The 14,884-nt window shown below is 32.3% G+C and carries 13 protein-coding genes; 4 read left to right on the top strand and 9 right to left on the bottom strand.

The window, feature by feature from the left end; translation table 11 throughout:
• Positions 1 to 46: 46 nt before the first annotated feature.
• Complete coding sequence (locus tag ACS5L2_RS01440) at positions 47 to 961, bottom strand: dihydroorotate dehydrogenase (protein WP_459201989.1); 915 nt, start codon at positions 959 to 961, stop codon at positions 47 to 49.
• A gap of 90 nt (positions 962 to 1,051) precedes the next feature.
• Here ACS5L2_RS01440 and ACS5L2_RS01435 point away from each other — a divergent pair, with 90 nt between their 5' ends.
• Positions 1,052 to 1,837 carry an epoxyqueuosine reductase gene (locus ACS5L2_RS01435; protein ID WP_459201988.1) on the top strand — a complete coding sequence of 262 codons (786 nt, stop codon included), beginning with the start codon at positions 1,052 to 1,054 and terminating at the stop codon, positions 1,835 to 1,837.
• Positions 1,838 to 1,846: 9 nt separating this feature from the next.
• Here the strand turns inward: ACS5L2_RS01435 and ACS5L2_RS01430 are convergent, their stop codons facing one another.
• From ACS5L2_RS01430 to ACS5L2_RS01420, 3 genes are read right to left on the bottom strand one after another with little or no spacing between them, the layout of a single operon-like run.
• Positions 1,847 to 2,950, bottom strand: coding sequence for a glutamate-cysteine ligase family protein (locus ACS5L2_RS01430; protein WP_459201987.1), 1,104 nt, complete (start codon positions 2,948 to 2,950; stop codon positions 1,847 to 1,849).
• Complete coding sequence (locus ACS5L2_RS01425; protein ID WP_459201986.1) at positions 2,937 to 3,887, bottom strand: ATP-grasp domain-containing protein; 951 nt, start codon at positions 3,885 to 3,887, stop codon at positions 2,937 to 2,939. Before ACS5L2_RS01425 ends, ACS5L2_RS01430 begins: the two co-directional genes overlap by 14 nt.
• Positions 3,888 to 4,493: a RimK-like ATPgrasp N-terminal domain-containing protein gene (locus ACS5L2_RS01420; RefSeq protein WP_459201985.1), complete on the bottom strand. Its 606-nt coding sequence runs from the start codon at positions 4,491 to 4,493 to the stop codon at positions 3,888 to 3,890. It lies immediately after the preceding gene.
• A gap of 284 nt (positions 4,494 to 4,777) precedes the next feature.
• Between ACS5L2_RS01420 and ACS5L2_RS01415 the strand changes: the two genes are divergently transcribed.
• Positions 4,778 to 5,026: a DUF378 domain-containing protein gene (locus ACS5L2_RS01415; RefSeq protein ID WP_459201984.1), complete on the top strand. Its 249-nt coding sequence runs from the start codon at positions 4,778 to 4,780 to the stop codon at positions 5,024 to 5,026.
• 51 nt (positions 5,027 to 5,077) lie between these two features.
• Here the strand turns inward: ACS5L2_RS01415 and ACS5L2_RS01410 are convergent, their stop codons facing one another.
• Together ACS5L2_RS01410 and ACS5L2_RS01405 are read right to left on the bottom strand one after the other, a co-directional pair.
• Positions 5,078 to 5,575: a flavodoxin family protein gene (locus tag ACS5L2_RS01410; protein ID WP_459201983.1), complete on the bottom strand. Its 498-nt coding sequence runs from the start codon at positions 5,573 to 5,575 to the stop codon at positions 5,078 to 5,080.
• Positions 5,576 to 5,593: 18 nt separating this feature from the next.
• A complete protein-coding gene (locus ACS5L2_RS01405) occupies positions 5,594 to 6,355 on the bottom strand; it encodes a TatD family hydrolase (RefSeq protein WP_459201982.1) in 762 nt (253 codons plus the stop codon).
• Positions 6,356 to 6,528: 173 nt separating this feature from the next.
• Between ACS5L2_RS01405 and ACS5L2_RS01400 the strand changes: the two genes are divergently transcribed.
• The gene (locus tag ACS5L2_RS01400; RefSeq protein ID WP_459201981.1) at positions 6,529 to 7,830 is read left to right on the top strand and encodes an MBL fold metallo-hydrolase; all 1,302 of its coding nucleotides are present in this window, start codon (positions 6,529 to 6,531) and stop codon (positions 7,828 to 7,830) included.
• A 66-nt stretch (positions 7,831 to 7,896) separates the two neighbouring features.
• On the opposite strand, the gene ACS5L2_RS01395 is transcribed toward ACS5L2_RS01400, so the two are convergent.
• From ACS5L2_RS01395 to ACS5L2_RS01385, 3 genes are all read right to left on the bottom strand, one after another.
• Complete coding sequence (locus tag ACS5L2_RS01395) at positions 7,897 to 12,276, bottom strand: NosD domain-containing protein (protein WP_459201980.1); 4,380 nt, start codon at positions 12,274 to 12,276, stop codon at positions 7,897 to 7,899.
• Between the two features lie 153 nt (positions 12,277 to 12,429).
• Positions 12,430 to 13,125, bottom strand: coding sequence for a ribonuclease P protein component 3 (gene rnp3, locus ACS5L2_RS01390; protein WP_459201979.1), 696 nt, complete (start codon positions 13,123 to 13,125; stop codon positions 12,430 to 12,432).
• Positions 13,126 to 13,180: 55 nt separating this feature from the next.
• On the bottom strand, positions 13,181 to 13,474 hold the full coding sequence (locus ACS5L2_RS01385; protein ID WP_459201978.1) for a DUF211 domain-containing protein: 294 nt from the start codon (positions 13,472 to 13,474) through the stop codon (positions 13,181 to 13,183).
• A gap of 242 nt (positions 13,475 to 13,716) precedes the next feature.
• Here ACS5L2_RS01385 and cfbD point away from each other — a divergent pair, with 242 nt between their 5' ends.
• Positions 13,717 to 14,817 carry a Ni-sirohydrochlorin a,c-diamide reductive cyclase catalytic subunit gene (cfbD, locus tag ACS5L2_RS01380; RefSeq protein WP_459201977.1) on the top strand — a complete coding sequence of 367 codons (1,101 nt, stop codon included), beginning with the start codon at positions 13,717 to 13,719 and terminating at the stop codon, positions 14,815 to 14,817.
• Positions 14,818 to 14,884 lie beyond the last annotated feature (67 nt).

Here is a 14,884-nt window from a genome sequence, read left to right as displayed (position 1 = left end):
TACGCACAGGTTTCCTGATTGTTAAAATCGGATAAAAAAATAAAAATTATTTCTGGGCAATTCCGATGATATCGGACATTTTTAAATCTTTTTTCAGTAGATATTCTTCAATCTCGTTATTTATTTTTTGGAATATGTCATATCCCCTGTAATAAACTCCAGTTCCAACCTGAACTGCTGAAGCTCCTGCCATCATAAATTCTATTGCATCTGCGCCAGTTGTAATTCCACCGACACCGATTACTGGTACATCCACTGCTGAACATATATCGTAAACATTTTTAACTGCAATTGGTTTTATTGCTTTTCCACTCATTCCACCAACCCTATTTCCAAGGATTGGAACTCCTGATTCAATATCAATTACCATTCCTGGGCCAAGCGTGTTTATTGCAACAATTCCGTCAGCTCCGGCATTTACAACTGCATTTGCAATTTCTTTAATGTCTGTTACATTTGGAGTTAATTTTGCAATAACTGGAATATCTGAAACGTCTTTTACGGCAGATACCACGTTTTTACATAGATATGGATCCTGGCCGATTGATGAACCGTATCCGCCACCTGCGTGAGGGCATGATATGTTTAATTCTAAAACATCCACGTAATTTCCAATTATTTCAGCAGCTTTTTGAAATTCAGAATCGTTTTTACCGTAAATTGAACCGATGATTTTAACATTCATTCTTTTCATTTCGTCTTTTATTCGTTCAATTTCTCCAGCATATTCCTCTGCACCCGGATTTGGAAGTCCCATTGCATTTAAAAAGCCGCCTTCAACCTCAACCATTGTTGGATTGTTGTGTCCAGGCTTTTTTTCAATTCCAACAGATTTGGTACATACTGCTCCTGCACCATTTTTTGCTATCCTTTTTAGGGCACTTCCAGTTTCACCCATGACCCCTGCTGCAAGAAATACTGGATTTTTAAATTCAATATCCCAAAGTTTAGTTTTTAGCATCTGAAATCTCCCGATATTTTTGAATATATTTTATAAGAAGACATATAAAAAACTAAAGAATCAGATAATCATGTTGTTATGGTGAGATTTATGGAAAAATTAATTGAAAATCTTATTATTAAATTTGTAAAAAATTATTCAAAAGAATACAACACAAAAACAAAATGGCTGACCCCAATTGTTGGATTTGCAGATTCCAACAATCCAGAATTTTTAGAATTAAAGAATATAATTTCAGAAAAACATCTAACTCCAAAAGAAGTTTTGAGTGAATCAGAAAGTGTAATATGCTACTTTTTGCCGTTTGAAAAAGAAATTAACCTTGGAAATGCAAAACCCGGACTTGTATCTGAGACTTGGGCAATTGCATATGTTGAAACAAATAAAATGATAGAAAAATTAAACGACTATCTCTCTGAAAAATTAGGTGAAATGAATCATACTTCTTCAAAAATTCCTCCAACCCATAATTTTGACAAAGAAAAACTGATAAGCTATTGGTCTCACAGGCACGTTGCAAAAATTGCAGGACTTGGAACTTTTGGACTAAACAATATGTTAATTACAGAAAAAGGCTGTAACGGCCGATTTGGAAGTTTGATTACATCTGTAAAATTAAAACCTAATGAAAAACCAGATTATGAATACTGTTTGTATAAGTATAATGGTACTTGCAAACTTTGCATTGAAAAATGTGAAAAAGAAGCTTTAAAAATAAACGAATTTAATCGAAAGGAATGTTATAAAGTATGCTTATCAAATGAAAAAGTTTATGAAAAATATGGAGTTGCAGACGTTTGTGGAAAATGTTTGTGTAATGTTCCATGTTCATTTAAAAATCCTGCGAAAAATTTACAGGACAAATTAAAAAAGTGAAAATAAAATCTAAAACATCGTTTTATTTTCTCTTAAACAGAATTCTGCTTCATTTAATATTTTTGAAATGTCTTTTTCAGAATTGTATTTTTTAAGAATAATTTCTGAAAGATTTCCATTTTGAATCCTGTTTTGAATGTGAGTTAAATAAGATTTTTCTTCTTCAGTTGCAACGGAAACTGCTTTTTTATATAAAGATTCTAATTCTGCTTTTAATTTCTTTGTTCCGGATTTTATTGCAATATCAGTTAATTCAAGTATTGTTTCGTCGTCTTCTGCTACTTTCAAATCATTAACTCTTAAAAGACAATTTATAAATGCTGAAACGGCCATATCTGCATAAATAGATTCCTGTTCATCCATTATTTTTATTTCAACACATTTTCTTCCACGCCTTACAATTAAAGCTCTTGAATTTACCCATTCTTCACATAAAACTTCTGCATCTTTTTTTCTAAGTTCTACGTACATTTTTTCAAGTAGTTTTTCATAATCAGAAGATTTTTCGAGTTTTTCAGGTATTAAATTTCCACAGATTTCCGGGATTTCTTTCTGATTTTTTTTGTAATATAAAAGACGGTTATCCATGTATCCCGTTACATTTCCTTCGACTATCGGGGAGGATGCAGTTATTGCTACAAGGTATGGCAAAAGCGTTCGAAGCTTGTTGTGCTTTCTAACGAGGTCTTCTTCGCTTGAATATTCTATATTTACCTGCAAAGCCTGAATATTCATCCATCCGTGCTGTCTTAAGTTAAATACTCTATCATAAGTATCGAAAACTTCCCTTTCATCGTGGTTCCAAAATGAAGTTTCTGATAAATTTAAAGTTGGGTGCATTCCAAGCCCCAATAATTTGTACTTATTATTGGTCTTTTCGTAAAAATTTTTTAAACCTGTCACAATCTGGTTTTCAAGATTTAAAACACTTTCCGAAGGACTGCTTGGTTTAAATTCTATCACGTGTTTTTGTAATTCTTTTGAAATGCCAACTGTTCCAAAAGAAAATTCATTCTGTACTTTTCCAGAAATTTCTTCAATTATCAAATCTGAAACAGGTACTGCTTTTAAATCATTATTATTAATTGAGTATTCGTGTTCAGTCCCTATCATTTACCACACCATCTGAATCGATTGCTTCTGAAAAATTCATTTTTGTACTTGAAAATTTATTTCCTGAATTATCCATGATATATGATACAATCTTTGAATATGCATCGGGGTAAAATTCATCTTCAGTCGTTTCAAGGGATGGATTATCGTTTACCTCGATTACATAAACCTTTCCAGCATTTTCTTTTAAATCTACCCCATAAAGACCTGTTCCAACCGCATTTGCAGCTTTTAAAGCCGTATTTATAACTTCTTTTGGAACTTCGTCAAACATTACGCTTTCAACAGTGCAGTATACCCTGTGCCCATCCACGCAGTCCTGTATCTTGAACGTCTCTTTTGGAATTAAATATTTGCAGGCATAAATTACTTCGCCATTTAAAATTCCAACTCTCCAATCAAATCTACTTTCGATAAATTCCTGTACAACCAAAATATCTGAAAGTCTTAAGAATCTGGAAGTTACTTTTGAAAATTCCTCTAATGAAGTTACTTTTTCAACCCTCATCGAAAAGGAGGTTGAAGGCTCTTTTACGATTAACGGCAGTCCAATTTCTTTAATAATATTGCTTAAATTTTCAATGTTGTTATCAGACTTTCTTAAAAATCTTGTTTTTGGCAATTGCACATTATTTTTCATCATGTGCAGATACATGTTTATTTTATCAGCACATATCTGAATAGATTTTGAATCATCTATTACTTTTACGCCGTTTAATTCTGCAATCCTTGATGCTACGTAGCTTATATTCATCGGGTCAGTTTTGGACCTTATGAATAGGCCGTTCAGTGTTTTTATTTTGTGTATTTCATTTGGGAACAGGAAATAAAACTCGTGGCCCATTGATTCTGCAATATCTCGAAATCTGATTAAAGATTGGAGTTGATTTGAACTGCTAAGAGTTTGTCTGTCAACAAACACTCCAAATTTTCCCATTTAATCCACCAACAAGGTCTTTTCAATCATTATTTTTTCGTCTTTTGAAAGTTTTGATACCTTTACAGGAGATAGCGATGAAAGAAATATCTTTTCGTCGATAATTACAAATAACGCGTTAATCAGCGGAATTTTAAAGGTCTGGTAAATTTTATTTGCAAGCTGTTTTATAACTTGATTTTCGGTACATACTTCTCCAAAAAATATTGAAAAATTGACCATTTCAAAATTTTCGGGAACTTTTTGGTAACAAAAAGGATATTTTCCGCAGTTTGTTACGTGTTTTGATATTTTTCGAGATTCTTCCCGATTCTTAGCGATATAATACATCGAGGGGTCTGAAAAATAATTTACCGAATAAACGATTGAAGGAGTTGGAGCGTAGCCTGAAGCTATATCCCATTCTAAAATAGGAATTCCCGCAAGTTCTGCCCTTTTAAGTGCTACTGGAACGATATATGCATCTAACACATCACTGCTACTTGGAAAAACCTTATGTTCATCAGACATTTCCCTTACTATCAGTTCGTAGTAGCTTTCAGTTTTGTAAAAATAATCTTTGCTTATTACGCAGTCTATTCCGTCTTTTATTGTTGTATGAGACATTTTATTCAAAAAAAATCCTTTTTTTGGAATAAACTCACCTTCATTGCTGTTTTAAAGGCCCGATACTCCCCCGCACTGTAACTGAAGTATCATGATTCCTACAACATCCGGATATATAAATTTATGCAATTTTGAATTATGCCTTTTTTAAAAAATCCATTTAAAACCGTTTTTTTGGTAAATTAACGGTTAAATACCGCAAAATTACGTAAACATATATTAACCCTTTTGAAAATAGAATATATTAAGGCCATAAAAGCCTTGCATAAAATTGAGGGGGTATTATGGAAGGTGAACATCACATTGAAAAAAGGCCCAGTATCGTCTCGCAGACCCATTCACAAAAGGATGCATTAGATTGGGTATCTATTGTTCTGGTAATAATTGGGGGTCTTAACTGGGGACTCGTTGGAGCTTTTAATATAGACCTTATTCAGGTAGTATTTGGAAGCTTCCCGACAGTTGCAAGAATTTTATACATTCTTGTAGGATTATCTGCTATATACATGATTTATTACGCTTCAAAAACTTAAAAACTTAAAAAAAGTATTAAAATAATTTATTTTTTATTTTTTTTTGAAAGATTACTCTTCTTCTTTTGATTTATACATTGTACTTAGCCATTCTTTTACGTAATTTTCAGTTTCTGCCTTGTTGTTTAATACATCTAAAAATACAGTTGCACCAACAATTTCATTATCAACAAGCTCTTTTTTCATATTTTCAAGCGTATTTCCAATGCTTTTTCCGGCAGTGCAAAATACTGCAACTTTTTTTCCGTCAAACTTGTATTTTGAAAAAAACGTCTTTAAAGGAGCAGACATATTTCCTGCCCATACTGGAGTTCCAATAAATATAACATCGTAATCTTCCAAATTTAGGGAGATTTCTTTTATTTCAGGCATTTTTTTAAATAATAAAAACCTGATAAGTTCTAAAAACATTCCCAATCCTTTTTTTGGAATTTCGGTTACAGTTTCAATTTTTAACAAATCCGCTCCGGTATTTTCTGAAATTATTTTTGCTACATATTCAGTATTTTCAAAAAGCGAATAGTATATCACAAGTTTTTTTCCGTCCATATTATTCCCCTCACTAATTTAATTAATATTAAATAAATTTGCTGCATTATCATGAGAAACAGCTTTTATTACCTTTTCGTCAAATCCTGCCATTTTTAGTTTCAAAACAGTTTTTGGAACTCCCATTATATCAGATGGAGCAGAAGAACTGTCACTATTTAATAAAAATCTCCTTTCACAGTACTCCCCAAGTATTTCAACAGCATCATTTGGAGTTAATTTTTGAGGTTGAACAGTAATTCCGAGTTTATAGTCAGTTTCCCACACAATCGGGACAGTTTCTTTTGTAACGTGTTCAATTACTATTTTTTTCTTAAACTCGATTGGTAAATCCATTGTATCGAGAACTTCAATGATATTTTTCGTAACTGCCGTCTTGTTCGTTCTTGGGGTGTGAATTACTGCTGGTAAATTCATTTCTTTTGCAATATTTACCTGATTTTCAAAAACTTCAATTTCTTCTTTGCTACACTTTTCAAGCCCGATTTCTCCAACACCAACAACATTTTCTTTTTTTAGATATTCTTTTAAAATTTCATAATCTATTTTTAGCGGAATTGCTCGAGGGTGGATTCCAATACAGGCCTTCATTTTTAAACCATTTTTCTGTGCTTTTGCCATTTCATTTTCTAAAATCCTGTCAAAATGGTCAAGAACTACATCAAAAGACCTCATTTTTAAAGGGTCGTGTGCGTGAGTAATAACACAATCAAAAACAGCTGCCATCAATTCAAAATCTTCGTAAGGCCTTGTATCGATGTGTACGTGGGAATCAATCATTAAACCACCCAATTGATAATTATTAATCGATTTTAAATTAAAATACGGCATAATTTTCAAAGTTTGAAGTGTATCTGCCAATCATTTTAATACATTTCTATCTTAATTTTGTTTTTACCCCTTTATATACATTATAAAACATAACCTTAGTATTCATTTTAAGAGGCGGTAAAATGGAACTTTATTTTAGAGGCGGAGCTTGTGAAGTTGGAAGAAGTTGTGTAGAACTCAAAACTGAAAAAAGTACGGTTCTATTTGACTGCGGTGTAAAATTATCTCCAAAAGAATCAGAATACCCAAATTTAGATAATTTAAATGCAGATTGTGTTTTTGCGTCCCACGCACACCTCGATCACACCGGGGGAATCCCAATACTTATCAGAAAAGGCATGGTTCCTGCAATTTATGCTACAGAAGTTACAAAAGCAATTTCAAAAGAACTTTTAAGAGATTCTATAAAAATCGCGGGTGCAGAAGGACAGGACATCCCTTATGATAAAGCAGATGTTAATAAATCATTAAATCTCTTTAGAAAAGCTCGATACAATCATCCAAAAAACTTCAAAGATTTTGAATTTGAATTTTTTAATGCAGGCCACATCCCTGGAAGTTCAACAATATCCCTAAATTACAGTGGAAAACGAGTAGTTTATACGGGAGACACTAAAGTAAGCGATACAGACCTTGTAAAAGGTGCTGATCTATCATACACAAAAGAAGACATTGCTTGTTTAATTGTTGAATCTACTTACGGGGACAAAAATCAGGAAAATAGAGAAGAAGCAGAAAAAAATTTCATAAATAAAATAAAAGAAACACTTGCACGAGGAGGAATTCCGCTAATTCCAGTATTTGCGGTTGATAGAAGTCAAGAAATCTTAATGATACTGAATAGACATGATTTTGGAGTTCCAATATACTTTGACGGGCTTGGAAGAAAAATTACAAGGATAATGCTCCAGTATCCTGCATTTTTAAACCATCCTGATGATTTAAAAGCCGCATTTTTGAACGTTACAGAAGTCGAATCAAAAGATAGGCCAAAAATAATAAAAGAAATCAGACAAAACGGCGGAATTATTGTAAGTACTGCAGGAATGCTTGAAGGCGGCCCAATAATTCCATACATTACCGAATTTATGAAAGAACCTAAAAATTCACTGATATTTACAGGATATCAGGTTGAAGAAACTGCTGGAAGGCATTTGCTTGAAACCGGAAAACTTGAGATGGGAGAATTTGATATTGAACCTAAATTTGAAATTGCATCATACCAATTTTCGGCACATGGTGAAATGGATGAATTAAGACATATTGTAAAAAAGGCAAATCCTGAAACCCTCGTAATCCAGCACGGTGAAGAAGAAGTCGTAAAAATATTTAAAGACTGGGCTGTTTCAGAAGGATTTAATGAAAATAAGGTATTTACTCCAAAAGTCGGAGATAGAATAAATTTGACTGAAATTTTAAAATAAACGACATTTTTTAAATTTTTTTAAATTAATTTCAAAAAAAAAGAAAATACTATTTTTAAGTAATTATTAAATCAAGACTGATCCATTTGTCCCTTCCACAACTATCGGTCCATTCTCGGTCCATTCTACAGTTATTGACCCACTTGGAAGTTCATCTAAAGTTTTAAAGTATTCTAATGCAGCTAAAGTTCCATATCTGTCACTTCCTGCAATGTATACAATCGTGTAACTTTTAACGACTTTTCCAGAGTTGTCTTGAACTTTTAATATTTGAATAACCCCTCTGTTTTCTCCAGGGTTTTCGTTTGAAATTGGAATTTCAAACTGGTTGTTGTATTCTCTAGCAAATGGATTTGCCAAAGGTCCACCAATAATTATTGTATTTCCAGAAATTGTAAATCCATTCGCATTTGTTGCCCTTTCTCTTAATTGGTTAGCGTAACCTTCATCAATTTCGTTTCCAAAGAGTACGGTTGCACTTGAAACGAAGTTTTTAACTACTTTTGATTCGATGTCGTCAGCAATATCTGAATCGTAAGCACTTCCACCGCCACCGCTTGACCTTGTTGTAGTTGGTGCAACGTAATTTCCAATTTCGTTTCCGTTCCACATATCAATTAATGGTGCGGTATCATTTTCTAAATAATCAATATCATAATATTCGCCAAGGTAAGTACCTTCATAGTCACATCCATAAAGGTAGTTTTCGTCCCCAATTCCGTTTCCGTTCGAGTCTGTTCCATTGTAATCAGACCAGTAGTTTCCAAGGAAATTAGTGTAAGTATTTCCCTTATATGAATATGTAATTTTAGCAGGACTTACCAAACTATTATTTACGGTGTTATTTGGCATTATTCCTGAGATATTTGTCGAATTTCCAGTATATATGAAGTTATTTAAATAAATATTACATCCTGTGACTTCATCTCCAATAATTATTGGGTAATCGTCTGCATATACGGTATTCTGAGTAATATTTGAATATCCTTCGCAATAATTATCAAGCCATATCCCAACTTTACTTGCAAGAACGGTATTGTTAAATACGGTTGCAAATGCATCTATTCCGAGGTTTTGATATCCGTTAGGGTCAATTGCATAGTAATCTGCATTAACTATCGTATTTGAAGAAATTAACGTATACTGGCCCCAAGTCCATATATGATCTTGCACAATATTTTTAGAAATTGTTAAATAATCTCCTCTCGCTGAGATATAGTGAACGTTATTTGACGAAACCGTGTCATTGAGTCCATAATATACTTGTAAGCCGTATACTGTGTTTGATAAGATTTTGTTGTTAGTTCCGTAATCAATTTCTAAATAATATACCGTATTTCCTGAAATTGTGTTATTGTTATTGTCCAAATAACGCCCGAGTATTTGATAACTTACATTATTTTCGGAAATTGTGTTATTAGTTCCACTATCAAACACTATTTGGTAGGCATTGTTTGAAGAAATCGCAGTAAATTTACATTCTGGGCAATATATGTAATCCCCTACATTATTTTCGGAAATTGTGTTATTATCCCCATAATATACTGATATAAGCGATACATTATTTTCGGAAATTGTGTTATTATCCCCATAATTTTTTATCCAATAGGCTTGATTTGAAAAGATAACTGAATTTGAAACGTTAAGGTACAAAATACCATTTGACATTAAGTTTTTAACAGTTATGTTTTCAATAGGCGTTTCGTAATTTGAATAAATCACATTATTTAAAGAACGATTTAACCAGTGGTTATTTCCATCGAATGTCACGTTGTCTGATTCAATTACTATAAACTCGTAAATTGATGAATCGTTTACGTAATCGCACTCTAATATGTAGTACCCAGGCTCAGTAATTACAACGTATGCGCTACCGCCTCCAGTGTAAGGACTTACGCCTGTAAAGTTTTCTTCTGTGATGTGAATCATTCCGTCATCATAATCTATTTCATAAACGGTAAAGTGAGTTACGTTAAACCGGAATGTTGTTCCATCAAGTTCATATCCCGTTACAAGTTCTGAAACATTTAAAGCTGTTCCGTTATCTGAAAATGCAACTAAATATTCGTAAATATTGTCGGCAGTCAGATTTTCTAAGAATACAATATTATCGATATTGTAAAATTCAATCGTTGCATTGATTCCATCAAATTCTGAACCTGCGACATTGAATGCAATTCTTCCGTTAGTTAAGTTAAATTTACTTTCTAATCCATTTAAAAAATCTTGAGTTTCTGGATCGGATAAATTTAAACTTTCTGTGAATGTAATATTACCTAAATCGTTCATTCCAAAATATAATCCTTCGAATGACTCGTAATTTGTTGAATTTACTTCATTTAAGTTATTTAAGATACCTTTTGAAGTTAAATTTTCTGAAATTTCCGTAAATATTAATGCAATTTCATCAAAGTTTACTTCAATTGTATTTGTGTATTTATTCCAATGACCTGCAAGAGGTTTTGTATCGTTTATATCGTTTGCCGTGTATGGGGTATCGATTATACCGTCTCCATCTACATCAGCTTCCAAATATCCTACCCAGTAGTTTCCAAGAACGCTTGTGTATGAAGTTCCATTATAGTTGTATGTTATGTTTCCACTTGAAACAAAGTAGTTGTTCGTTCCGTTGTTTATTAAACCATTAATATTATTTTGGTAGAATCTAACGCCTTGACATCCGATTATATCTATTGCGTAAGATTGCTCTGATGTAATGTTATTTCCATAAATATTAGAATTAGGTCCAGATAACCAGTAATAAAGTTTAATAGCTTCTGAACCCTCGCCAGTTACAGCAATACTGTTATCATAGATATCATAAATTCCAGAATCGCCAGAAAGATAAATACCGATTGAATTGCTGCCGGAGCTGGATAATATATTAGCGTATATTTCATTATTATTAAAATCGGAGTTAAAGCCCAAAATGTATGCGTTATTGCCTGTTACTGTTATATTATTATTTGAAATTACAGAATCGGTAAAATAATAGTCAGAATATATACCACAAGGATAATTAACACCCGTAACTGTGATATTGTTTCCGGAAATTGTAGTACCCTGAATATGATATTCGTAGGTATAAATTCCATAAGCCTTACTATTTTGCGAAATCGCAGTTATTTCATTTTCCAAGATATTTGTGTTTACTATACTGTAATCGTAAACATAGATACTTGCAGACTCGTAAACTGCGTTTGTATTAATTGTATTTCCTGATATGATGCTGTCTTGAAGATATTCATCTGCGAAAATACCATAAGCGTCGGATGTAGAACTAAGTGTAATCGTATTTCCCGTAATTATGCTATCTAAAATACTGGTATCTGCACGAATACCATAAGAATCAGATCCACCTGCAGAAGTAACTGTGATATTATTTCCTGAAATTGTCGAACTTAAAAGATTTGAGTACTCTGCAAGAATACCTGTAGTGTCACCATAAGAATTAGCTGTGATTTTATTTCCAGAAAATGTGTTATTTTCTGACCCGGAAAGCCGAACTCCACAATAACTTTGTGAAATAATATTGTTTCCGGAAATTGTGTTATTATTTGAATTAGAATATAAGTATAATGCAGCATGCATTTCTGAAGTGATATTGTTTCCAGAAATTGTGTTATTTTCTGATTCATATGTGTACAGTCCCTGCATGCGTTCTGAAATCAGATTATTTCCCGAAATGTTGTTGTTATTTGAATCAAATTGAAGGTATATGCCAACATTCGTTGTATTAATCGTATTTCCAAAAATGGTGTTATTTTCTGATCCATAAAACCGAATTCCATAATCATCACTAGTTGAAATTATGTTGTTATCAAAAAACAAAGTTTCTGAAACGTCATTACAATATAGTGTTGCTTGTGATCCAGATAGGGTATTTCCGGAAATTGTGTTATTATTTCCATGGGGGATATATATTGCATTATTGGTGTCCGAATCTATCGTATTTCCAGAAATAATGCTCCCATTTACATAAACATTGAACAGTAGCGCTGCATAGTATCCACTTATAGTATTTCCGGAAATTGTGACATTTTCCGAACTACCTTGAAAGTAAACCCCTGCGCCGTTTGTAGTGATATTGTTTCCACTTAAAGTTATATTCGATACTGCAGAAGAAACCAAAATACCGCGATAAGATGAACTTGCGGTAGTATCTACAGTAATATCATTGATAGAAATATTTTTGTTTGCAGTTATTTCAATTCCATGACTGTTTGTAACAGTTAAAGAATTTCCATTTCCGTCTAATGTTACGTTATCACAAGTAATTATAATCCCATTTACACTTGTAACATTTTCAGTCAGATAATACGTTCCAGAACCGGAAATAGTCACGGTTCCTGAAGTAAAATTGCTCTGATCTAAGTAGTAATTCTCAGCGCTAACGCTTGAAACTGCAAAAAGCAGTAAAAATAAAAATAAACACTTTTTTATCATCGTTCACCCCGAACGCAAAGTATGTGTTATAATAAAATTCAGTAAAAAACGTTAAAGTTATGATTTTTTTAATTTATATTTTTAACGTCCATTTTAAAAAAAGTCGGCAAAAATAGGATTATATTACTAAGAAAATGCTAAAAAAGAAAAGTATTATTCAACAATTTCAATTCCAAAAGATAACACATTGTTTCTTTTCAAATAAAGTCTGTAATCAACTATTTTTGATGTTGTTTCCATTATTTTTTTAGAATATAATGGGTCAGTAATCGTGTTTAAAAATCCCCTCAAGTCCCCTGGAGCCTTTATTCCGTAAATATCGTTCGCACCACTTGAAATTACAACCGGAGTGTCGTATTTTTTAGCAAGTTTTAAGTTCCTTTGAAATGCCCAGAGAATTTTTGCTCTATCGTAATTTCTGCTTTTTAAAAGACTTCCAAAATTCAATTCAATTGCAACACGATTTGTACTGCCGAGCCTTGCAAGGATATGGTCTAAACCATTATCTAATCTATTTAATTCAGGAGTTGATAGAATATCAACATCGTTCATTTCAAGAACTCTCCTGTTTATTTTAATTTCCCCGCCTTCAACAAGTAAAATATCAACTTTATTTCGGTATTTTTTAACTGCTTTTTCCATTTCATTTTGATTTTTTGTTGAAATTTTTACTCCCGAAAATACATTAAATTCGTGTTTTTCCCCGTATTCAACTGCATTATTGATTATTTCTTCGGAATATTCATCGTGATTTTGAACTGCAACGCTACCGTCCCATCCAAATCGTTTTAACGTTTTTATCCCGTCTTCGTCAAAAATATGATTTATATCAAAAATTCCTTCAAGCATTAAATCCCCTGAAATCAAATTAACTGGTAATACAATAAAAAAATTAAAAAAGAAATTAGTATCTATCTTGTGGAGTTTTTACTTCGTCGATGAGCTTTTTACCTGCTGCAACCTCATCAATACTGTGGATTACCCCATTCATGGATTCAATAATTGCTTTTATTGCATCGTAATCAAGATTAAATCCTTCAATTGTAATTTTAATATTTTCGGTAGATTTGTCTATTTCATAAACTGTTACGTTTACACCATCAATACCATCTACAGAACATAATTTAACTGCTAAATCGGTTAATTTCGGCTCGTGTGTTTTTAAAACATCCAAAACCATTCTCCTTAACTTGGTCAAAAGTATCCTCCTCTAAAGACAACTGCTATTTTTAAGATATTTCCATTGTTTATTTCTCTTTAATTTAAAAGAGCTATTATTTATATTTATAGTTGTATCCCCCATATTCTATATATTATTTGCAATGCAAATTTATATTACGAATTAATATCTTTTTATTTATAAATCATCGAATATTTTAATAAATATTTTTCAAAAATAAAATATACACGATATAAAAAACCATAATTTAAAGTGATATCATGATTTTACATCCAAGACCTTCCCCGATTGCTGCTGCAATGTACCAGTTGAGAGATATCGGTGTTGATGCAATTATTCTCCACGGGCCAAGTGGATGCTGTTTTAGAACTGCGAGACTTCTTGAAATTGACGGAATAAGGGTTTTTACCAGCGCAATGGGTGAAAACGATTTTATTTTTGGTGCAATGGATAAATTAAGAGATGTAATAAACGAAGTTTTGGAATATTTAAAAAAAGAAACTCCAAAAGATGAAAAATACAAAATTGGAATCGTTGGAACCTGTGCAAGCATGATTATCGGAGAAGACCTTGAAAGCCTTATCGATGACTTTGATGACATAATAATTCCCGTAGACATCCACAGCGGCCTTGTTGATAACACGGTTGGCGCAATAAGGGCTATGGATGGCGCATTAAATGCAGGATTAATTGACTATTCAGAATACGAAAGACAGAAAAAAATGCTTGTTTGCGCAACTGACGTTGAGAAAAAGCGAGGAATGGCTAAAAATAGGTATTTGAAACCAACGTACGAAGACGACCTTGAAGAATTTATAAATATCTTAAAAGAAACAGATTCAAAAATAAAACAGGGTAAAGATGTAAAAATTGCCTGTGTTTTAAATGCAAAGAAAGAAACTGCATATTTATTCTCTGACCCGCTTTTAGAATTAAATAAACACTTCAAATGTATTAATATTGCAAATCTCGATGAAAATATCGGTTTTAATAAAGTAAAAGCCGATGCTAAAAATATTTTAGATGAATTTAGTGAAAACGGATTTAAAATAGATTATATTACTGGTGGACTTGATGAATACCCGATAACTGGTGAAAAAGCATTATCTTACTTAAAAGAAATTAATCCAGATATTGTTGTTGTGTCAGGAGTTCCACACGCACTGTTAATTGAAGATTTAAAAGAAATTAATCCAGATGTAATAACAGTTGGAATAAGCGACGGCCCAAGACTTTATCACCCGATAAAAGAAGTTTACACTTACGGAATAATTGAACTTGATGCCCATGCAAAGGTTCTTGGAAAGAAAAATATCGTGAAATCAAGATTTGGAGAAATTTTAAGTTTCATGAAATTCTAAAAATTTTCTTTTTTAAATAGTCAAATATTAATAAAATCATGGAAATATTTTAATTGGATTTTATTGT

Source organism: Methanococcus mangrovi, from assembly GCF_054506835.1.
Note: the sequence above shows the minus strand (reverse complement) of the source record. Positions and strands in the feature narration are given on the sequence as shown.

Excerpts from the sequence above, each read along its gene's own strand:
- ACS5L2_RS01440 (WP_459201989.1), bottom strand. The coding sequence starts at position 961 with ATGCTAAAAACTAAACTTTGGGATATTGAATTTAAAAATCCAGTATTT.
- ACS5L2_RS01435 (WP_459201988.1), top strand. The coding sequence starts at position 1,052 with ATGGAAAAATTAATTGAAAATCTTATTATTAAATTTGTAAAAAATTAT.
- ACS5L2_RS01430 (WP_459201987.1), bottom strand. The coding sequence starts at position 2,950 with ATGATAGGGACTGAACACGAATACTCAATTAATAATAATGATTTAAAA.
- ACS5L2_RS01425 (WP_459201986.1), bottom strand. The coding sequence starts at position 3,887 with ATGGGAAAATTTGGAGTGTTTGTTGACAGACAAACTCTTAGCAGTTCA.
- ACS5L2_RS01420 (WP_459201985.1), bottom strand. The coding sequence starts at position 4,493 with ATGTCTCATACAACAATAAAAGACGGAATAGACTGCGTAATAAGCAAA.
- ACS5L2_RS01415 (WP_459201984.1), top strand. The coding sequence starts at position 4,778 with ATGGAAGGTGAACATCACATTGAAAAAAGGCCCAGTATCGTCTCGCAG.
- ACS5L2_RS01410 (WP_459201983.1), bottom strand. The coding sequence starts at position 5,575 with ATGGACGGAAAAAAACTTGTGATATACTATTCGCTTTTTGAAAATACT.
- ACS5L2_RS01405 (WP_459201982.1), bottom strand. The coding sequence starts at position 6,355 with ATGATTGATTCCCACGTACACATCGATACAAGGCCTTACGAAGATTTT.
- ACS5L2_RS01400 (WP_459201981.1), top strand. The coding sequence starts at position 6,529 with ATGGAACTTTATTTTAGAGGCGGAGCTTGTGAAGTTGGAAGAAGTTGT.
- ACS5L2_RS01395 (WP_459201980.1), bottom strand. The coding sequence starts at position 12,276 with ATGATAAAAAAGTGTTTATTTTTATTTTTACTGCTTTTTGCAGTTTCA.
- rnp3 (WP_459201979.1), bottom strand. The coding sequence starts at position 13,125 with ATGCTTGAAGGAATTTTTGATATAAATCATATTTTTGACGAAGACGGG.
- cfbD (WP_459201977.1), top strand. The coding sequence starts at position 13,717 with ATGATTTTACATCCAAGACCTTCCCCGATTGCTGCTGCAATGTACCAG.